This is a genomic window from Photobacterium piscicola, from assembly GCF_046058925.1.
Taxonomy (GTDB): Bacteria; Pseudomonadota; Gammaproteobacteria; order Enterobacterales; family Vibrionaceae; genus Photobacterium; species Photobacterium piscicola.
Genome location: NZ_CP175534.1, coordinates 2,609,461 through 2,630,217 on the forward strand (window position 1 = coordinate 2,609,461; position 20,757 = coordinate 2,630,217).

The following is a 20,757-nucleotide window of genomic DNA, read 5'->3' on the forward strand; positions in this document are numbered from 1 at the left end:
AAACAATAGAAGTAATAATACTGACTATTACATTTCTACTGTTTCTATTATTTACGATCATTCATCAATAAAAAACATATAAATATAATTTATTGATTGCTATTATTAATCTTCTTGGAATATATCTCGAGTATAAACTTTATCAGCTACATCACTCAATTCTTCAGCCATACGATTAGAAACAATAACGTCACACTCGCCTTTAAATTGATTTAAATCTTTAATAACACGAGAATGGTAGAATTCATCTTCAGTTAATACTGGTTCGTAAATAACAACTTCGATACCTTTCGCTTTAATACGCTTCATAATACCTTGAATACTTGAAGCACGGAAATTATCAGAGCCTGACTTCATGATTAAGCGATATACGCCAACACGCTTTGGACTACGTTTCATGATTGAGTCAGCAATAAAGTCTTTACGGGTTGTGTTTGCGTCAACAATAGCACCGATAATGCTATTTGGTACATCTTGGTAGTTAGCACGTAACTGCTTAGTATCTTTTGGTAGGCAGTAGCCGCCGTAACCAAATGATGGGTTATTGTAATGACTACCAATACGAGGGTCTAAGCCAACACCTTCGATGATTTGACGCGCATTCAAATCATGTGTTTCAGCATAAGTATCTAGCTCATTAAAGTAAGCCACACGCATTGCTAAATAAGTGTTTGAGAATAGTTTAACTGCTTCAGCTTCTGTTGAATCAGTAAATAGAACATTAATATCTTCTTTGATCGCGCCTTGCTGTAGTAGTTCAGCAAATACTTTAGCACGCTCACTTTGCTCACCAACAATGATACGTGATGGGTATAAGTTATCGTATAAGGCACGGCCTTCACGCAAGAATTCAGGTGAGAAAATAATATTATCACAACCAAACTTTGCTTTAACTTCTTTAGTATAACCCACTGGTACTGTTGATTTAATAATCATCACTGCATTTGGATTAATCGCCATAACATCTTTAATAACCGCTTCGACTGAAGAAGTATTAAAGTAGTTATGAACAGTGTCATAATCTGTTGGTGTTGCAATAATTACATATTCAGCATCTTTATATGCTAATTCTTTGTCTAATGTCGCAACAAAGTTAAGTTCTTTGTTTTCTAAGAAATATTCAATTTCACGATCAACAATTGGTGACTTTTTATTATTAAGAAGATTTACTTTTTCTTCAATAATATCAATAGCAATAACTTCGTTGTTCTGTGCCAATAACATGGCGTTTGACAGACCTACGTAGCCTGTACCTGCAATAGTAATTTTCATGAAATCTCTCTTAGATAATACTTTCAATAGCCGTTAGGTATTTATTAATTATAATTTTTTCATCGAATTCGCTTTCAATCTTTCGACGACTCGCTAAACCCATATCAAGACGTTCTTGATGGGTATGCTCAATGATTTTAGTGAGCATTTCCACCAAACTTGCGGTAGAACGTGTTTGACAAAGATAGCCATTAATCCCATGGTCAACTGTTTCACGACAACCAACATTATCAGTCGTAACAATAGGTTTCCCCATAGCACCTGCTTCAAGCAACGATTTAGGCACACCTTCACGATAGAAAGAAGGTAACACCATACAATCTACTTTTGCTATCTCAGCTTCAACAGTATCTGAGAAACCAAGATAATTAACAATGCCTTCATCAACCCATACTTGCATTTCAGCTTTTGAAACAGCAGATGGGTTATTTACATCAAGAAAGCCAAGTAAATTAAATTGTACTTTATCGCCATAACGTTGCTTTAGTTCACGAGCAGCTTCAACATAATGACCGATACCTTTATCGTAAAGCATACGCGCCACTAATAAGAACGTGACAACGCCATCATCAGCCGCTGGTGATATTGCAAAGCGTGAGAGGTCTGCACCAGAACCAGGTAAACGATCCGTCTTTGAAATATCTGCCAGTTTGTTATCAATGAATAACCCGCGGTCATCTTCATTTTGAAAGAAAATTTTACTGGCTCGACGTTGACTAAACTTATACAAAGCTCGTGCAATTTTTGCCGTCATATTTTCATTGATAAAAATAATGCCAAGTCCAGCAATATTATTAATGACTTTAGTACCATTTTTTGACGCAGCCACAGTACTATAAATATTATTTTTAGGTGTAAAGTTTAATACAACATCAAACTTTTCAGCTTTAAAAATAGTATTAAAAGCAAAATACGTTTTAGCATCATTAATTGGATTTGTGCCACCTTGATCAATATCAATATGGATAAATCGCGCACCTAATTGTTCAAGTTTCACTGAATAATCATCTCGAGGAGAAATGGCTGCTACAGTATGACCCGCTTCAATTAACGCTAATATAGTGTTCTTTCTAAAGTTAAATAAATACCAACTTGTATTGGCTGATATAGCTATCTTTGCCATGGGATCACTTATTATAAAATTCTTTATACCAACGAACGAGGTTCGCAACGCCTTCTTTAACACCAACTTTTGGGGTATAGCCAGTTACTTTAAATAGATCTTGAGTATCTGCATAAGTTTGGTATACATCACCAGGTTGCATGCCTCGGAAGTTTTTAGTTGCTTCAATACCTAATTCAGTTTCAATGGCTTTAATAAATTCCATTAAGTTAATTGGGCTACCGTGACCAATGTTATATACGCTATAAGGTGCAGAGCTTGATGCTGGTGTACCTTCTTCAACTGTCCAATCATCATTACGGGCAGGAACAACATCAGCGATACGAATAACACCTTCAACGATATCATCAATGTAAGTAAAGTCGCGCCACATATCACCATTGTTGTTGATATCAATTGTTTCGCCATCCAAAATTTTCTTAGTGAAAATATAAGGAGCCATATCTGGGCGACCACAAGGTCCATACACAGTAAAGAAACGTAATCCAGTTGTTGGCATGTTGTACAGGTGAGAGTACGAATGCGCCATTAACTCATTAGATTTTTTCGTTGCTGCATAAAGAGATACAGGATGATCTACTGTATCTGATGTTGAAAATGGTGTTTTAGCATTAAGACCGTATACAGAACTTGATGATGCATAAACAAGGTGGCCAACATTATTATGACGGCAACCTTCTAAAATATTAAGGTGACCAACAAGGTTACTATCTGCATATGCCATTGGGTTTTCAATCGAGTAACGTACACCAGCTTGAGCGGCAAGGTGAACAACGCGATCGAATTTTTCATCAGCAAATAAATCAAGTACATCTTGCGAATGAGCAATATCAATTTTCTTGAAAACAAATTTATTATTTTCTAATAATGGTGCTAAACGTGCTTCTTTTAACGCTACATCATAATAGTCATTGATAATATCGATACCAACAACGTCATGACCTTTTTTTAATAATTCTTCACTTACTTTTGCACCAATAAAACCGGCCGCGCCCGTTACTAAATATTTCATTATTTTACCTTATAATCTTGAGTCCATAGATCACCGATTTTTAAGTCCCAATCATCAGGCATCGTTAAAAATCCGGAGGCTGAATACATTGTCAGCTCACTAAACGTTATTTTTCCATCATAAAAATATAAGTCGACTCGTACAAAATCGTATTGTTGACCAATTTTTTCTGCAATACGGATCATTTCATCGATGTATTCTGGTTTTTCTGGTGCTGGATGACAACGAGGATGATGATATTCAAACCCAAGCTCCTCCCAATTAGCATCATAAAGATTACGAGTCATACTGGTAAATCGGCCAGAATCTAACTGGATAAAACCGACTTTGCCGTTGAATACATATAATTTGTAATCATCAGGCTCATGACCATCAAACTCTAAATACTCTTCAATAAACACCCGTGGTGGAATATTTTCATATGCCCACTCACCTAATGCACCTGATTGATCTTTTTTCAGCCAATCTTTTGCTAACGCTTTCATCTTTGTTTTAGGAAGATGATTACCATGACGAATAATTTCAATTGTCTGGCTAGTATGGTTAGCTTTATATACGTAATCTTTAGGTAATGTTGATAAATCTAAATTATCAAGAGACTCAGGAGAATCCCCCACCCAAAGCATTTTTGGTAGATATAATTCAGGAACTATATCTTTAACAAAATCTTTGGCTTTTATTTTATCAGCACCAATTGTTAATAATTCACTGCGATCTGCAATCTTTTTACACTGAATTTTTTTGTTATATGTCCGAGGATTATCAAAATTAATAAATCGCTTAAATTTACGAAAAAATAAGATTTGCAATCTTGTTTTAATTGGTATTTTAGAGATGATCTTGGAGAACAATCTAAATTCTAGACTTTCCACGTTACACCCTCACTTATTAATACATTTTATTTACTTAATATGATTTATAAATATAGAATATCTGTCATTTTAACAATAAATAATTACCATTGTTGAAAGATGTTTTATTCATAAATTGTATGGTTAATTTATGATAATATTTTCTATTCTATAAGACGAAACATAACTATATTATCTCTTACTGTCCTTCAATAAGCAGCATTTATTAGCACAGACTTTAATATAGTTAATCAAAATTATATTGACATTACGGATATTGATAATATTTTTAGTCACCATATTTATGGTTAAACGCTACAATTTACCGCTTTGTTAACATCAACATCTACTTTTTAATAAATATTTAGCACTTCAATTATCTTTTCACTTTAAATCACTAAATAGAAAAACACTCTTATAAAAGAAAATATTATAGCTTTAATAAGCTAATATTTATCAATTTTCATATTTACTTCTAATCATAAAAGAGTGGTATAACTTAAAACACTAATTCTACTTTCACCTCCAATTATAAACGTAGGAGAAGAGAGTGACTACCTATTAAATGAAATACTTCCATTTTTTATAATCAGATATAGGTAACCACATTATCAATCGTTAACAACATTGAATATATTAAAAACATTGAATAAATTAAAAGAACGATCTAAATATATAATAAATACTTATTATATTATCCACATCAACTATTAACCATTAATACTTTTTATATATTCAATATGATTTTTAAATATTGGACCATTATTTGCTTGATGGAAGTTAATTTCTCCCCAACCTGCATTATATTCGATAATTGACATATTACCATTATTATCAACGGTCAAATCCCACGAAATAATACCATGACTTTTTAGCCATTTATGCTTATCTTTAGCAAGTTCTAATAAGTCATTAAAATAAGGAATAACATAACCATCAGAGAAATTAATCAATGTTCCTGGATGTTGTTCATATTTATTAAAATGATGATCAATTGCAAAATCGCGTAACTTTCCAGTCTCATCAACACCAATAGATATGCCACCAGATGAAGAATTATCGACTCTACCACCATTTCCCATTCTTAGTACTGTTGAAATGGGATAAACATTGCCATGATAAGAAAAAGTCATAACTCTAACAGTATTAATCGATGATGGATTAAAAATAGCTAAATCATCATGCTGTTTTATAACCGGCTGAACAACAAAATCATACTTTTTATCGAAATAAGACTTTAAAAATGGAATAATGTGGCTTGTATTACCAATCTCAACACTCTTTCCACCACCAGTACCAATACTGCGTTTAATTACAAATTCATTATCCGCTGATTCATGCTCCAATAATATAACTAAATCATCAAATTTAATTACTTCACTCTTGCTATTATAAATAGTGCCTGAAATACAATTAGCTATATCAGGTACTGTATGGCTATTTAATATATTTGATATATAACCTTTATGATCAAGAAAATCATTAAGGCTGAAATCATTAACCTTAGATTCAACTTTATTATAAAAATAAGGTTCAGATAAATATTTATCTGATTCAATACCACATACTGATTGGTATCGATGGTTCCAGAAGCGCCCTGTAATTGGGCTAAGTAAGTTTTTACACTTTAACGATTCTGGATTTTTTATACCATACTTAACGTATTTAGCATTGGCTAAAACAGAATAAGCTAAACGACGAACATTACTATCTTTCATAGCTAGTGAAACCTTATACAACTTATAACAATAATGAATAGAAATTATATTTAAATTCATTTCATAAAATGCTCGATAGGTGGACTATCAAAGCAAACGACTAATCTTGTCGTTTATTATTATAAGCATCTAGATTTCGATAAAATAACTAATAATTTAGACTTATGCCCAACTTTCAGGAGAATAAATAATATTAAGTGTAAATGTTTATAAAAAAAGATAATTTACATTATTTCAACAACAAAAATACCCACTATCAATTGATATTCTTTATGTATTCCATGTGCCTTTTGAAGACAGGGCCATGAAAAGCTTGATGTGATTCCAAACCACTCCAAGCAGTATTGCATTCAACAATAGTAACATAGCCATCATTATCTACACTTACATCCCAGGAGATAATTCCATGACTTTTAAATAACTTATGCTTATCTTTTACCACTTCAACCATTTCATTAAAATATGGTATTTCGTAGTTATCAGGAAAACTAAGTTGTGTTTGGGGATGACGAGTAGTTTTATTTAAATAACAGTCAAAACCAAAAGTAGTTAAAGAACCATCATCTTTAATTCCAATACACAAACCACCGGCACTAACATTATCAATTCGGCCGCCAGGTCCACCCATTTTTACCATACTTGAAACATGATGAACATTATTGTCATAAGCTAATGTCATAATACGTACAGTATTTAGTGATGATGGATTAAAAGCAGCTAACAAATCATGTTGTTTAATTAATGGTTGGATAACGAAATCATATTTCTTTTTTGCATATAAATTAAAAAAAGGAATAATTTCATTCGCACTTCCAATCTCTACACTTTCACCACCACCAGTCCCAACACTTCTTTTAATAACAAATTCAGTATTATTAGGATCATTACGTAATCGTTCAGCAACTATATTTGCATCAATAACTTTATCTTCAGCATCATAAACAATACCAGAAATATAATTAAACAGTAATGGAATTGCATTTGACTGTAAGATCGAAGGTAAATAGCCTTTATGATTAAAATAATCGCTTAATTCAAAATTATTTATTTTTGCTTCTATCTTATTAAAATAAAAACAATCTGATACATAATCATTTGACTGTATTCCAGAGAGTTGCTCAAATTTATAAGATGAAAAACGTCCCATTATTGGGCTTAAATTATTTTTCCGTTTAAAAGACTCAGGATTCTTAACACCCCAAATTAAATCTTTTATTGTTACACGAAGCTCAAAAAAACGACGACGTAAAAAGCTATTTTTCATTTTAAACCTTAACTTTACTAAATTATTTATAATAAATAATTTAGTAAACATTTCAAAATCCAAGTTAGATTTGTATTTATATTAATTACTTACTCAACATTACATAATAATAAATTAAATCATGAAATAATTTCTTTGACCTTAGAGATATAGTTATCATTTGAATAATCCTGATAAAATTTATCTAAAGTCGATTGCTCTTCTTTTTTTGTATTTAAATTATCAAAAACAAATTGAATAGATTTCGGACTAAAATCATCCATCAATATTGAAAGATTAAGCTTATCTGCAATCTCAACCATACCACCATAATTCATAGTTAATACTTTACAGCCAGCAAAAACACCTTCAACCAAGGTTAATGGTGCATTTTCATAACATAATGACGGTAATAATACATATGAAGAGTTTTCAAAAATAGATTTTACAATTTCAAATTTTTGTAACCCATGTAATACAATAGTAATATTTTGCTCTTTCAGAGTATCAACTAGTCTCTCAATATCATCAAAATAAGGACCTTTTCCAATAATGTTGATAGTAATATGCTTAGGTGATACTAATTTTGAGTCAGCTATCGATTTAATAAAATCATAAATTCCTTTATCTTTACTTAAACGCCCAGCAAAGGTAATAACAACGTCATCATTATCAAGTTGATACGATGAAATAGTTGCAGATGTCGGATTATGTACAACACTTACAATAGAAGGATCGAATCGCTTGACTACTTGCTTATAAATAAATTCACTCGGACACATAAAATGATCAAACGTTTTTTGCAAATTCAATACAGAATAATATGGATACCACTGCACTAACCTTGCCAATCCATAAATATAGCTACGTCTATCAAGTTTTTTAGTCACTAATTGTTTAAATGAAGGTGGATCTTTAAAGAATTTTTTTTCTGTATTTTCATAATAAGATAAAGAATTTGAAGCAGAAACTATATGGTAATCATGAACAGTCATAATTACTTTAGCTCCAGTTTTTTCTTTATATTTATTAATTTCAACTAAAAAAAACGGACTCCATAAGTGATCAAAGTTATGGATTAAAATAATTTCTGGCTTACTAATTGCTAATTTTTTTCTAATTATATCAATCGCGCTATAATTGCAACAATATCCTACAGCATTAAACTTAAAATAATCATCACCAAAAATATAATCAACATTATAACCTTGATCTGAGAATAATAATCCAGACTGTGTTGCTACATGTCCAGCACCACCTCCTCGATGATCACTAATAACCAGAATTTTTTTACTCATTATTATTTACTCTTTATTAATCAATTCTTCTAAAAGGTTAAAACTGTTTTCACTATTAAAATCACGGACGTCAGATAATGTCTTTCCGTTTAGAATTAATTCTAGTTTATCAACAAATATTTCCGTATTAAAACATGGAACCAAGTAGCCATTAATTCCATCACGAATAATTTCTTCAGGACCACTTTGACAGTCAAAAGAAACAACAGGAGTACCTGCAGTTAATGATTCTGCCAATACATTTGGATATCCTTCATAAAGAGAGGTTAATATCGTTACTTTTGCTCGATTATAATAACTATTAACATCATTAGTTGAACGAACTCGTAATATTTTAATATTATATTTATTTTCTATGACAGATAATTCTTTATCTAATTGCTCTTCAAGAACACCTTTACCAACAATACAAACTTTAGCTTGCTCTTTATTAATAATGCTATCGATAACGGAAACTAAATACGGCAACCCTTTCTGCTTGCTTATTCTACCAACAAATAAAATATCAATATCTTTCTCTACATTTTCTTTTTTATAAACACTAGTAGATACTGGATTATATATAACTGTAATTTTACTCTCAGGTACAGAAAGGTAATTTACCATGTCATTTTTCATGTCATTGCATTGGGCAATAAAACAATCAATACGACGATATATTATTTTAGTTAATAAAATAGTCACCCATTTTTTTATTGAATTTTTAGATGTATATAAATCTCGGCTTAGATAATTCACATTACGAGATATTAACTTAAATTTCTGTTTACAGCCAAATTGGCGATAGAACCATAATGCAATAGACATTTGATGATTAAATACTATAACTGTATCAGAAAAGATAAAGTTTATAGCCTTTACCTTTTTAATCATCGATGAAGCATCATGACAACCTAAAGTTATAATCTCAACACGCTTATCTACAAGATCAATATAAGAATCTTCATACTCTTTAAATATAACAATTCGTATCTTATAGCCATTATCTACCAAATAGTTTGCATAATTTACACAAACGCGCTCAGCGCCACCCTTCCTTATTGCATCAATAAATAAATCTATACTTTTTTGTGACATAATATAACCAAATAAATAATAGTAAGTAATCAATAAAGGCTATTAATTAAACCTTTTCTTTCGATAATAAAAATAAGATACAAGCAGGTATAATCATACTTACTATTAGCTTCATAGCTAAATCACCTATTGTTGAATCTATATTGATATAATGATTAACCAAAAAGCTAGAAATAACTATTGGAATAGTGATTAATAATAATCTCTTGAAATATTTTAATACAGGAAAATTGAAATATTTATATGAAACTATAATATTAACAAACCATTCAAATATGGTTGCAAATATTATGAAAAATAATACAACATAAATACCATAAGAATGGATAATGAAAAATAATACTCCAAGAATAAATTTAACAATCAATCTTATTTTAAAATATAAATCAGTCCGTCCTTCAACTGATAAAATATTACCAAATAAATTAGATAATGGCACAATAAAGAAAGCAATAGCTAATATTGATAAAAAAGGACTAGCATCAATCCATCTTTCACCTAATAACTTCAATACTATATTATGAGAATTAAATGATAACCATAATGTAATAGGTAAATAAACAGCTACAATATAAGAAGCTATATTATTTAAATTATCAAAATAACACTTATTATTATTTCTTAATTTACTAATAATAGGGTAATTTACACGACGAACAACTGTTGTTATCGTCATAGATGGTACTTCTGTAAGTTTTGTAGCCTGATTATAAAAACCAAGATCCGTTACAGAATAAAACTTACCAATACCCAAATTGAACATATATCTATACGCAACATCAACAACATTGCCTAGTAATAATTTATATCCAAAATTTAAATGTTCTAATAATAGTGGCATTTTAAAATGCCCAGTTGGTCTCCAACCGATCACATACCAAAAAATAGCACATCTAATAATAGATAAAACAACAGCTTGTGCAATTAAAGCCCATACACCAAAGCCAAGTTTAGCTAAAATTAATGCAACTATACCACTGAAAATAACCGAAAATAATGTAATTTTAGCCTGTGTTTTGAAATTAAGATCGATTGTTAATTTTACACGTTGAATTTGTTCCAATGCAGTAAATATAATACTTAATGCATATACTTTGAGGTAAATTTCAGCTTGGGGTAAATTTAAAAAATGCGATAAAAATCCTGATGATAAGAAAATAATAACATAAAGCAATATACCAAGTGTTATATTAAAAATGAATACTGATGTAAAATCATCGGCAGATGGTTTAGATTTTCTAATTAGACTACTATTTAAACCACCGTTACCTATAACATTCGATAAATATACAACGACTGAAATTAAACCAATCACACCAAAATCAGCAGGAGTCAGTAGTCGAGCTAACATGATGGTAATAATTAATTGGCTACCCTGAGAGCCAACACCATCAATAAAGCTCCAAAAAAAAGCTTTGAATTCTCGAATATTCACAAAAACAGATCCCTTTGTTTACTCGACTTCACTTTTGGTTCCATTGTCTGACTCCTCTAATTCTGGTTTATTATTAAAGACTAAAAAGAAATAGAATATAAATCCAAAGTATAAAAAACTTAATTTAGTTAATAATATAACTAAAAACATAATTCTATTGAGTAATGTTTTAGATTTAATAAATAAATAAGATATTATTATTGCTAATCCAGCAAATCCAAATTTAATGATAAAGAATAACCACATACCATTATCATTCAACGAAGCTATACCTAATTTAAATATATCTCCTGTTGTGTTCATTATATGTGCAGCTTCAGGCATAATACCTAAAGCACCATTGCCAAAGATAAGGATCATTAAATTCTGATCAAATACCATATCATTCAAATTACTACGAATATCTTGAGCATCACCACCCAATGAAGTTAGGCGCTGAATAGCAATACCTATAATAGCAGCCACAAGTAATGGGGATAACAAAAACAAAATATATTTCAAGTAACTCGCTTTACTGCGTAAAAGGAAATAACCAATAATGATTAATCCATAAACAATTGCGGCAACAGAAAAAGATAAAATAATAGATAAAGCAGAGAAAATAACTAATTTATCTACTTTCGGATTTAAATAAAGTTTGGATGCTAAAAGAACAACAATAAATCCGGCATACGTTGATGGTTCTTCATAGAATCCAGTACAACGATATATATTACCAATAAGAGGGACAAAGATATCACTGCCATATCGTGATGACTCCCCTGTTATTAATTTTAATGGATCAATATAAATACCAGTAGGGAATACTATTATAAATTGAATAAAGAACATCGATAAATTAAGAATTAAAACATATTTAATCATTCTTTCTAATTTATCGGTATCCCCTTTTAAAAATACAAAAGTACTATATACCGAGAATAACTTTACGATCATACCCACAGTAAAACTATAATAAGTATAATTTATTAGATTATGTATATGAGGGTAAATTTTAAGTAGTGAAGGTAACGCAATTAGTGCAATAATTCCAGAAAGCAATATAAAGGACTTAGTACTCTGACTATCAATCTTATGATCACTATAAGTAAAGTGTAATACCCACCCTATAGCTATTAATGGAATCATTAAGTCATATCTTAACTCATTAATGTTTTCCATAAATCCGATAAAGATAATTGCTACAGATATCCAAAATACAACTTGGCTTATTTTAGTATTTGACATCATATTTATTAAATCATAATGTGAAGTGAGATGTATAATAAATTACCAAGTTATACATTATAATTTGGTAATTTATTGTATATATAATCAGTAAATATAATGAAAAACAGAACTAAGTATTTAACTTTATATTTAATCAATATGGAATTTAATAAGAGGGGTCGCCTTCCCATAAGCGGCCTAATCAAAGATCGTATGCTTTATTTGTAAGCCCTGAACGGCCACTTCCCTGAGCAAAAGTCAATTCACCAAAGTAAATAGCACCATCGACATTATAGAAATCAACACGAACATAACTAAATGGTTCAGCTAATGTTTTAGCTGCAGTTAACATTAGATCGTAATTCTTAGGCATTTCAATTGATGTTTTAATGCATACGCCAGTATCTGAGTACAAAGTATAGAATGGAAGCCAATTCAATTCATCATCAAAGAAAGAACGAGTATGATTACCACTACGGTCAAAATCTATTTGTACAATGATTTTAAAACTACCATCATTTTGTTTGAAAACATGGAATTTATAATCACGAACATCAGTTTCGCCTTCTTGAGGAGATAACCTTTTTTCAACTAATACACCTCGTTTTATGTCACTATACCAAGGTTCATTTAGCTGCTTACCATAATCTACTTTTAATTGATTATTTACATCATCAACCTTACGAGTAATCTCATCATCTGTAGCTTCAGTTGTGATTAAATAAACTGGTCCAGAATTATGATTCGCTTTTAATAACAAATCACCTTTATCAGCAAGAATTTCTTTAATTTTATCTACAGTAATACTATCGCCAACATAATAGTTTTCAATAATGTAATCTGAAGATAGTTTTTCTGCTACATATTCTTTAGATTTAATCTTATCAGCACAAACACTAAATAATTCATGTTTAGGGTTATGCTTGCGATAGTTTATTTTTTCATTATATGTTTTAGGGTTTTTAAATGATGGTATATAACCAGTTTCACGTATAAAACTAAAGTTATATCTTAATTCTCTAGCTAATTTACTTTTATTACAAATAAGATTAATTATTTTACGCATTACTTATATCTTTATATAAAGGGAAATTATAATTATGGCAATTACTTGCCATAATTATTTTGAAATTAAAAATAACTTATCAATACTTTTTAAAGATAGCTTGATTACTTGTTTTCTTCATTGCGTTATTTAAAACAAATCCATCAACTTCAATACCATTATCTTCAAACTTTTGCTTAGCTTGTTCGATATCTTTTAAAGTATCCTCACCATAACTGCCAACCATTACTGTTGTACCAACAGTAGCACCGATAATCGCAGCATCAACAACAGCTAATACTGGTGGTGAATTAACAATAACAACATCATAGTGTTCAGAAGCCCATGCTAATAATGTTTTAAATTGATCATGCATTAGCAATTCGGCAGGTGAATGTGCATGTTCGCCACCAGAAATATAATCTAGATTAGCAATTGTAGATGTCTTTATTACTGTTTTCAGATCATTTTTACCACTAAGTAGCTCAGCTAAACCATTTGCTTGCTTACCATTTAGTGTTGATGCAATTTTACCTTTACGCATATCGGCATCAATAATTAACACTCGCTTACCTGCTTCAGCCATTAATGCTGCAACATTAGTAATAACAAATGTTTTTCCTGATTTAACCATTGAACTAGCGCTTGTTAATAATACTGTATTATTACTTGCATTATTCATCGCTAACAACATGCGGTTACGTAACATACGTAGTGCTTCAATTGAGATATCATCTGAATCAACTTCCGCTAAAATCGCATTAGGCAGCTTCTTCGTTTTTGGTACTGAAGCAAAAACAGGTAAACCCATTAGTTTTAATTGCTGAGGATCAACAACGGTATTATTCAAAATAACACGGAATAATGCGATTAATGCACCAAGAATCAGGCCAATAATAGCAGGAGCAATAACGAGCATTACACGGTTAGGTGCAATAGGCTTAACACTACTTGATGCTGTATCAATAATTTGAACACTTGCAGAACTACTAGCTTTAACTATATTAAGCTCTTGAATTTTATTAAGAATTTGCATATATGTTTGCTGATTAACATCAACATGACGCGTTAAGCGAATAATTTCACGTTGTGTTTCTGGCATTTGATCAATTTTACGAGTTAAACGATTCTTTTGAGCCAGTAAATCATTACGTTTTTCAATTAATGCTTTATACAGTGGATGTGACTTAGTATAGCTTCGTGAAATATCGGCCTCTTGGAAACTCAATTCATTAATTTGACCCGTTAAAGCAACAAGCTCGTCAAGTGAAGATTTTGCTTGCAATTCTATATTAACTGATTGATTAGCTTCACGGTATTGATTTAACTTATTTTCAGCCGTGGTTAATTCCACTTTGATTGCTGGTAGACGTCCTTCTAAAAACGCTAAGCTCTTATCTGCACTTGCCGCAGCTCGGTCTGCATTCAATAAGTAATAGTTTTCACTGATACTGTTCAGAATACGTTGAGTCTTTAATCGGTTCTGACCCTTTAGTGAAACTTCAACAATACCGGTATCTTTACCTTTTTCAGCTGCAATTAATGATTCTTGGAAATAAGCAATAATATCAAAGCGAGAAATTTGTTTAACTGTAAAAGTGTCATTATTCGCACCAGTTAACGCTGTTACCAATAAATCATAACCTTGTTCTTTAACTGGTTGCCCTACAAAACCCGTTAATTTAACGTTTGCATTATCTTCATCAGTTAATGCAAATTCACCAGTATCTATATTAACAATCTTTAACTGGTAAACATTTTTTTGTGCGTTAGTCGGCATAGAGAAGTGCGCTACAGTTGCACTACTTTGAGTATGAGTTAATCGTGCAAAACCTTTACCAAAAATAGGGAAGTAATCAGGAGTAACTGACGTTGTTAGGTTTAATTTATCGACTGTTTTACCAATAACGCGACGAGATTTAATTAACTCTATCTCGGTAACTGCTGATGATTCAGTTGTAAATTCTTTTGCCATCGCTTCTCCAAAAGCAGGAGAGCCATCACTTTTTGAATCAACTTGAATCAATACATCAGATCTATAAATAGGAGTAGCAAAAACAGAATAAATCAGACCTAATAAAGTAAAAACTAGGGTTAAAGCAAGAATAGATTTTTTACTATCTCGCAAAACACCAAAAATCTTACCTAAGTCGATTTCTTCATTCGCTGTCGAAATGGATTTTACTTGTTTATTACTAATGGCAGTCATGAATGATTTCAATCCGAAATGGTTAACTAAAAGGAATTTTTAAAAATTTTCGATTAAATAATAAGAGTATTTAACTACATCTAAGACATTATTTACTCTATCGATGAGTTCTCAGACAGACAAACAATGAAGATATATGCCAATAATCAAATACGCTACCGCCCTAAGGTTACAGCCCCTCATTTGCGTTTATCTTACTTCATCTTTTATTTTTTCGTGTTAAATCTATTTATGACCATATAAAAACCTTTAAATCACGGATATATATGGCGGTTAATTAACAATCACATTAAATAATAAAATTAATTAACCAATAAACATTTAATGGTTAATTAATTTCCATTGATACAATTGTTTTCAAACGTGACAACAATAAAGAAAATAATAAACCAACACCATTTAAATCTTTTGAATTAACAAGAAAACCTAAAATAAAAAAATAAAATACATAAAAATCAATATGATAAAGAATAGTAAACACTAACAATAAATTAAAATCAAAAAGAATATTAAAATAAAAAAAATAATTTAAGTACTAAAAACAAGCATAGTAATAATTATTACAATGTTTACCATGTCAATTATTCGCACGGTGAATATATTAACGACAATTATTAACTATAATTAAATACGACATAAAAGAAATAAATATATACTTAATAAAAAACACTTATACTACATCAAATAAAACTCATTATTTAATAAAACTTTTACTTATATCATCTAATAAATTAAAAAAATCTATAATTTAAATAACGAATTTTGCTAATTTCAAAAGCTTATTTTCATTTGTTTTTTGGACTTTACTATATATGTCTTATTATATTTGATATAAGATTTTCTAAATATCAGTCATCTATATTTAGGGTATTCATATGAAAATAACTTCTGTAATGATCGCTTTAACAACCGCTATTTTATCACCAATAGCAATGGCTAACACACCCGTACAACTTTCTGTACCTGGTGTAAATTTACCTGCTGGTAATGTCTCTGGAGCGCGTTTAAACATACTTTACGGCCAAACAAACCAAGTAAAAGGTGTTAACTTTTCATTGCTAGGCTTATCGACTATCAATGATTTTACCGGACTTAACTTTGGTTTAGCCTTTGGTGTTAACCATACTACATCCAGTATGAAAGGTTTAGAATTTGGTTTAGCTAACTGGAACGAAGGCAAAGCTACAGGTGCTGACTTTGGTTTAGTAAACTACACAGCCAATAATTTTACTGGCGCTCAATTTGGTACCTTCAACTACGCTGGATCACTTAATGGACTTCAGTTCGGTTTAGTTAATGCGACAGACCACATTAATAAAGGAGTGCAGATAGGTTTAATTAACTATGATAAATCAGGCACTTTTGTAAGTAAAAACCTTCCAATTTTCCCAATTATTAATGCGCGTTTTTAAATATAACTAAACGCAAAAAACCTCGTCAGATAACTGACGAGGTTTTAAATTTGGTGGAGCTAAACGGGATCGAACCGATGACCTCTTCGCTGCCAGCGAAGCGCTCTCCCAGCTGAGCTATAGCCCCAATATGATGCTTATAGTATTGATGTTTTTAATAAATGTCACGACGATAAAACAAAAAATGTGATCTACTTTACGCTAGTTATAAAAAAAGCGGAAACATCAACGATGCTTCCGCTTGTCTTTATAAAAACAAATACTTAAGCGTTAGCTTCACGCTCTGCGATATAATCTAATGCCATCTTAATACGTGTAATAACACGCTCTTTACCAATCAATTGCATTACCGCATCAACTGATGGCGATTGGCCTTGACCAGTTACTGCAACACGCAGAGGCATACCTACTTTACCCATGCCTAACTCAAGCTCTTCACAAACTTGTGTTGTTACAGCATGTAGATTTTCAGTTGTCCATTCATCTAATGCTTCAACTTTAGCAAGTGCTAGTGCCAATGCATCTTTAGCAACTGGACGTAAGTGCTTCTTAGCTGCACCCGCTTCAAACTCACTGAAGTCTTGGTAGAAGTAGCGTGATTGCTCTGCTAGTTCGATCAGTGTATGACAACGCTCACCCACTAACGTGATAACGTCAGTAATAGCAGGACCATTTTCAATGGAAATTTGTTTTTGATCTAAATGCCATTGTAGGTATTTAGCAACATATTCAGGTGCTGCTGTTTTAATGTAATGATTGTTTAGCCATAACAATTTATCAGTATTGAATGCTGATGCTGACTTGCTTACAGACTCAAGCGTAAAGCAATCAATCATCTCTTGTAGTGAGAAGATTTCTTGGTCACCATGCGACCAACCTAAACGAACTAAGTAGTTTAGTAGAGCATGCGGTAGGAAACCGTCATCACGGTATTGCATTACACCAACAGCGCCATGACGCTTAGATAATTTAGCGCCATCATCACCTAGGATCATTGCACAGTGTGCAAACTCAGGCACTGGTGCACCTAATGCTTCATAGATGTTGATTTGACGTGGAGTGTTGTTGATGTGATCTTCACCACGAACAACTTGCGTAATACCCATATCCCAGTCATCAATAACAACACAGAAGTTGTATGTTGGGCTACCGTCTGTACGACGAATAATTAAATCATCTAGCTCGCTGTTAGCAATCTCAATATGACCACGGATCTTATCATCAAAGATCACTGTGCCTTCTTTTGGATTACGGAAACGAATACAGAAAGGAGAGTCAGCTGTTGCTGCTGCATTTGCTGCAACAATTTTTGGGTGATTAGCATCATAGCGCGGTTTTACACCGTCAGCCATCTGCTGCTCACGAATTTCATCAAGCAATTCTTTTGGGCAGTAACATTTATATGCTTTATCTTCTGCAAGAAGTTGATCAACCACTTCGTTATAACGATCAAAACGCTTAGTCTGGTAGTAAGGACCTTCATCCCAATTTAATTCTAACCACTCCATGCCTTCCATGATCGCATCAATCGCTTCTTGCGTTGAACGCTCAAGATCTGTGTCTTCGATACGTAATACGAATTCACCGCCCATGTGCTTAGCAAATAGCCATGAATACAATGCTGTACGCGCACCACCAACGTGCAAAAAGCCTGTTGGGCTTGGTGCAAAGCGAGTTTTAACCGTCATTGAGATTACCTTATGAATGATGGATGACACAGTAAAAGCTACTGTGCTGAATCTATTGGTAGGTATTCTAGCACTGTGGGCTAATTCTACAATAATCAGGAAGACGAGAGCGTAAAATAGTCATGGTGGATGGGTCACAATAAAAAATTAGAGAGTCCATTCTCTATTATCAAATCAAAAGTCGTATGATTCACCACCGTGTTGCTTACATATAAACCAAGGAACAAAAACCGTCTCATTATTTGATAAGTGACAGTATGTTTGACCAAAACCACCAGCGCCATTGGAACCACCTGATGCAAAAACATTTGAACTGACAGCTAGTACCATCGCAGCCATAATACCAATAATATATTTTTTCATATAATCACCTTCGTTAGTTGAGTTACCTAACTCAATTGTAGGAAGAAGATGAATAATCCAGTTCTCTTTTTTAAGATAATAAAAAAGCCCATCGAAATGGGCTTTTAAATTCATACCTAACTAATTGTTATATTAGAAAGTGTAAGGAATAATAACTTGGAAACGTAAATCTGTTTCATCAGCAGAAGCTGCACCAGCAAACTCATCACGCTCTAGCATTGTTGCGTGTAGACGAATGGTAGAACCTTTAAGTGCACCATTTGGTACTGAGTAAGAAACTGTACCGTTAACTGCATACTCGCTCTCGTAATCCCAGTCACCCATAGCGCCATCAGCTGCTGACTTGCTACCAGAACCGTAACCGAAGCCTAGGTAGTAGTTCCAACCATTGCCTTGGTCATATGATAAACGGTTGTAGATCGATACTTCGCCTGATTTGTTCCAATCAGATAATGCATCCCACCATAGTGAATATGTACCATTTGTCATACCGTATGTGTAAATCATACGAGGGTTAACATCACGATCGTTATCACTCTTCGCGTATTGAAGATCTGTCATCCATGAGAACTGACCGAACTTAGCGTTGAATGATAGACCCGTGGTGTAACCAAGGCCATCATATTGTACGTCATCATTTACACCGTAGAAATCGTATGCAAGTGACATGTTTTCATTGATATTATACTTAGCGTAAACCTTGTAACCTGTTGTATCAATTGCATCATGATGACCAGTTGCTTGATCAATATCCCAGTCTACACCGTTTTGATAACGGACATCAGTTACCTGACCAATACCAAATTGTAGGAATAAGTCATCAGTTGCATTACCTTGAAGGCCTAGAGAGTGCGCAATACCCCATTTCGTATCAGCCCAACCAGTAGGCGCATAATCTTTTTCACTTAGAATCCAAGGAGCTGTAAATTGGTCTGCAATAAAGTATGTTGCTTTAAAGTTACCAAAGTTTGCATTCAATTCAGCACCACGGTATGTACCAGGAACGAAAGACCATACGTTACCTAAAACACCATTACCATTCGCTTGAGTAAAACCAAAACGACCATCTACATTTTGGCCAGCTTTAAACTTCAATGCCGCTTTAGTAATTTTAACTGGGTCACCATCACCTGAACCCCAATCTAAATTCGTTGATGTTGATATTTCATTAGCAAGGGTACGTCCATAGTTAGGGCTATTTTTACCACTATGAACTGCACTATCATTGTACAAATCACCAGATACATAACCAGCGATATCCGCGCCTAACCAACCATTATGGTAACCAGATGTAAAATCTAAAATAAGGTTATAAGCAGAGTAATCTAGACGGCTCCACGAATCGCCATTTTCACCGCCAGGTTTACCTGAAGTACGAGTACGTGAACGCGTATCAACAACAGCAACACCTGCTAATGTTGAATCATCAAGAAATTCATTAACAGCTACCACATACTCTGGACCTGCTGCACTGTCTTCCGTTGCCATAACTGGTGCCGCTGATAATGCACCTACCATTGCTGCGGTTAAAGCCGAAACTTTAAAAAACTTTGATTCCATGGAATAACTCCTAAAAGATATTAGCTGTTTACTTGCCCCTGAAAGGTTGGCCGCCGAAGATGGCAAGTAAATCTCTTATATGTCAGTCGAATCATTTCGACCAATACATATTATTTCGTTTTAAATTGAACTTTTAACTTACTTCGACATTAAGACTACTTTCGCGGCGCAAAACATCAATAAGAACTTACTTTTTAATAGTGAAAATATGATTGAGTGCAAACTTTTGACGCTATCGTGAT

General features: G+C 32.3%; 16 protein-coding genes and 1 tRNA gene. 1 reads left to right on the plus strand and 16 read right to left on the minus strand.

Annotation, left to right across the window (positions count from 1 at the left end):
• Nucleotides 1–105: 105 nt before the first annotated feature.
• The 12 genes from ACJZU6_RS12380 to ACJZU6_RS12435 all read right to left on the minus strand — a co-directional run bounded on the left by ACJZU6_RS12380 (nt 106) and on the right by ACJZU6_RS12435 (nt 15,492).
• Nucleotides 106–1,272 carry a nucleotide sugar dehydrogenase gene (locus tag ACJZU6_RS12380; RefSeq protein WP_408900363.1) on the minus strand — a complete coding sequence of 389 codons (1,167 nt, stop codon included), beginning with the start codon at nt 1,270–1,272 and terminating at the stop codon, nt 106–108.
• Nucleotides 1,273–1,282: 10 nt separating this feature from the next.
• Nucleotides 1,283–2,395, minus strand: a complete 1,113-nt coding sequence (locus ACJZU6_RS12385; RefSeq protein WP_107275294.1) for a glycosyltransferase family 4 protein — start codon at nt 2,393–2,395, stop codon at nt 1,283–1,285.
• Nucleotides 2,396–2,399: 4 nt separating this feature from the next.
• Nucleotides 2,400–3,407, minus strand: a complete 1,008-nt coding sequence (locus tag ACJZU6_RS12390) for an NAD-dependent epimerase (protein WP_080157034.1) — start codon at nt 3,405–3,407, stop codon at nt 2,400–2,402.
• On the minus strand, nt 3,407–4,279 hold the full coding sequence (locus tag ACJZU6_RS12395; RefSeq protein ID WP_408900364.1) for an ATP-grasp fold amidoligase family protein: 873 nt from the start codon (nt 4,277–4,279) through the stop codon (nt 3,407–3,409). Before ACJZU6_RS12395 ends, ACJZU6_RS12390 begins: the two co-directional genes overlap by 1 nt.
• A gap of 689 nt (nt 4,280–4,968) precedes the next feature.
• Nucleotides 4,969–5,976 carry a sugar-transfer associated ATP-grasp domain-containing protein gene (locus ACJZU6_RS12400; protein WP_158258900.1) on the minus strand — a complete coding sequence of 336 codons (1,008 nt, stop codon included), beginning with the start codon at nt 5,974–5,976 and terminating at the stop codon, nt 4,969–4,971.
• Between the two features lie 256 nt (nt 5,977–6,232).
• The gene (locus ACJZU6_RS12405) at nt 6,233–7,291 is read right to left on the minus strand and encodes a sugar-transfer associated ATP-grasp domain-containing protein (protein ID WP_408900365.1); all 1,059 of its coding nucleotides are present in this window, start codon (nt 7,289–7,291) and stop codon (nt 6,233–6,235) included.
• A 68-nt stretch (nt 7,292–7,359) separates the two neighbouring features.
• On the minus strand, nt 7,360–8,517 hold the full coding sequence (locus ACJZU6_RS12410) for a glycosyltransferase family 4 protein (RefSeq protein ID WP_408900366.1): 1,158 nt from the start codon (nt 8,515–8,517) through the stop codon (nt 7,360–7,362).
• Between the two features lie 6 nt (nt 8,518–8,523).
• Nucleotides 8,524–9,594 (minus strand): glycosyltransferase, encoded by a 1,071-nt coding sequence (locus ACJZU6_RS12415; RefSeq protein ID WP_080157043.1) that lies wholly within the window; start codon nt 9,592–9,594, stop codon nt 8,524–8,526.
• Nucleotides 9,595–9,640: 46 nt separating this feature from the next.
• Nucleotides 9,641–11,029 (minus strand): lipopolysaccharide biosynthesis protein, encoded by a 1,389-nt coding sequence (locus tag ACJZU6_RS12420; protein ID WP_080157045.1) that lies wholly within the window; start codon nt 11,027–11,029, stop codon nt 9,641–9,643.
• A gap of 18 nt (nt 11,030–11,047) precedes the next feature.
• The gene (locus ACJZU6_RS12425) at nt 11,048–12,259 is read right to left on the minus strand and encodes a hypothetical protein (protein ID WP_080157046.1); all 1,212 of its coding nucleotides are present in this window, start codon (nt 12,257–12,259) and stop codon (nt 11,048–11,050) included.
• 181 nt (nt 12,260–12,440) lie between these two features.
• On the minus strand, nt 12,441–13,304 hold the full coding sequence (locus ACJZU6_RS12430; RefSeq protein ID WP_408900367.1) for an ATP-grasp fold amidoligase family protein: 864 nt from the start codon (nt 13,302–13,304) through the stop codon (nt 12,441–12,443).
• Between the two features lie 79 nt (nt 13,305–13,383).
• Nucleotides 13,384–15,492 carry a polysaccharide biosynthesis tyrosine autokinase gene (locus ACJZU6_RS12435; protein ID WP_408900368.1) on the minus strand — a complete coding sequence of 703 codons (2,109 nt, stop codon included), beginning with the start codon at nt 15,490–15,492 and terminating at the stop codon, nt 13,384–13,386.
• A gap of 875 nt (nt 15,493–16,367) precedes the next feature.
• Between ACJZU6_RS12435 and ACJZU6_RS12440 the strand changes: the two genes are divergently transcribed.
• Entirely contained in the window at nt 16,368–16,904 is a 537-nt protein-coding gene (locus ACJZU6_RS12440; protein WP_080157051.1) for a hypothetical protein, read from the plus strand.
• A gap of 51 nt (nt 16,905–16,955) precedes the next feature.
• On the opposite strand, the gene ACJZU6_RS12445 is transcribed toward ACJZU6_RS12440, so the two are convergent.
• From ACJZU6_RS12445 to ACJZU6_RS12460, 4 genes are all read right to left on the minus strand, one after another.
• Nucleotides 16,956–17,031 (minus strand) — tRNA-Ala (locus ACJZU6_RS12445).
• A gap of 136 nt (nt 17,032–17,167) precedes the next feature.
• Nucleotides 17,168–18,592 carry a glutamate--tRNA ligase gene (gltX, locus tag ACJZU6_RS12450; RefSeq protein ID WP_080157053.1) on the minus strand — a complete coding sequence of 475 codons (1,425 nt, stop codon included), beginning with the start codon at nt 18,590–18,592 and terminating at the stop codon, nt 17,168–17,170.
• A gap of 174 nt (nt 18,593–18,766) precedes the next feature.
• Nucleotides 18,767–18,955: a hypothetical protein gene (locus ACJZU6_RS12455; protein WP_408900369.1), complete on the minus strand. Its 189-nt coding sequence runs from the start codon at nt 18,953–18,955 to the stop codon at nt 18,767–18,769.
• Nucleotides 18,956–19,087: 132 nt separating this feature from the next.
• Entirely contained in the window at nt 19,088–20,515 is a 1,428-nt protein-coding gene (locus tag ACJZU6_RS12460) for a porin (protein ID WP_408900370.1), read from the minus strand.
• Nucleotides 20,516–20,757: the final 242 nt, after the last annotated feature.

What these genes read in the sequence shown, in the direction of transcription:
- ACJZU6_RS12380 (WP_408900363.1), bottom strand. Translation starts at nt 1,272, where the DNA reads ATGAAAATTACTATTGCAGGTACAGGCTACGTAGGTCTGTCAAACGCC.
- ACJZU6_RS12385 (WP_107275294.1), bottom strand. Translation starts at nt 2,395, where the DNA reads ATGGCAAAGATAGCTATATCAGCCAATACAAGTTGGTATTTATTTAAC.
- ACJZU6_RS12390 (WP_080157034.1), bottom strand. Translation starts at nt 3,407, where the DNA reads ATGAAATATTTAGTAACGGGCGCGGCCGGTTTTATTGGTGCAAAAGTA.
- ACJZU6_RS12400 (WP_158258900.1), bottom strand. Translation starts at nt 5,976, where the DNA reads ATGAAAGATAGTAATGTTCGTCGTTTAGCTTATTCTGTTTTAGCCAAT.
- ACJZU6_RS12405 (WP_408900365.1), bottom strand. Translation starts at nt 7,291, where the DNA reads ATGTTTACTAAATTATTTATTATAAATAATTTAGTAAAGTTAAGGTTT.
- ACJZU6_RS12410 (WP_408900366.1), bottom strand. Translation starts at nt 8,517, where the DNA reads ATGAGTAAAAAAATTCTGGTTATTAGTGATCATCGAGGAGGTGGTGCT.
- ACJZU6_RS12415 (WP_080157043.1), bottom strand. Translation starts at nt 9,594, where the DNA reads ATGTCACAAAAAAGTATAGATTTATTTATTGATGCAATAAGGAAGGGT.
- ACJZU6_RS12425 (WP_080157046.1), bottom strand. Translation starts at nt 12,259, where the DNA reads ATGATGTCAAATACTAAAATAAGCCAAGTTGTATTTTGGATATCTGTA.
- ACJZU6_RS12430 (WP_408900367.1), bottom strand. Translation starts at nt 13,304, where the DNA reads ATGCGTAAAATAATTAATCTTATTTGTAATAAAAGTAAATTAGCTAGA.
- ACJZU6_RS12435 (WP_408900368.1), bottom strand. Translation starts at nt 15,492, where the DNA reads ATGACTGCCATTAGTAATAAACAAGTAAAATCCATTTCGACAGCGAAT.
- ACJZU6_RS12440 (WP_080157051.1), top strand. Translation starts at nt 16,368, where the DNA reads ATGAAAATAACTTCTGTAATGATCGCTTTAACAACCGCTATTTTATCA.
- gltX (WP_080157053.1), bottom strand. Translation starts at nt 18,592, where the DNA reads ATGACGGTTAAAACTCGCTTTGCACCAAGCCCAACAGGCTTTTTGCAC.
- ACJZU6_RS12455 (WP_408900369.1), bottom strand. Translation starts at nt 18,955, where the DNA reads ATGAAAAAATATATTATTGGTATTATGGCTGCGATGGTACTAGCTGTC.
- ACJZU6_RS12460 (WP_408900370.1), bottom strand. Translation starts at nt 20,515, where the DNA reads ATGGAATCAAAGTTTTTTAAAGTTTCGGCTTTAACCGCAGCAATGGTA.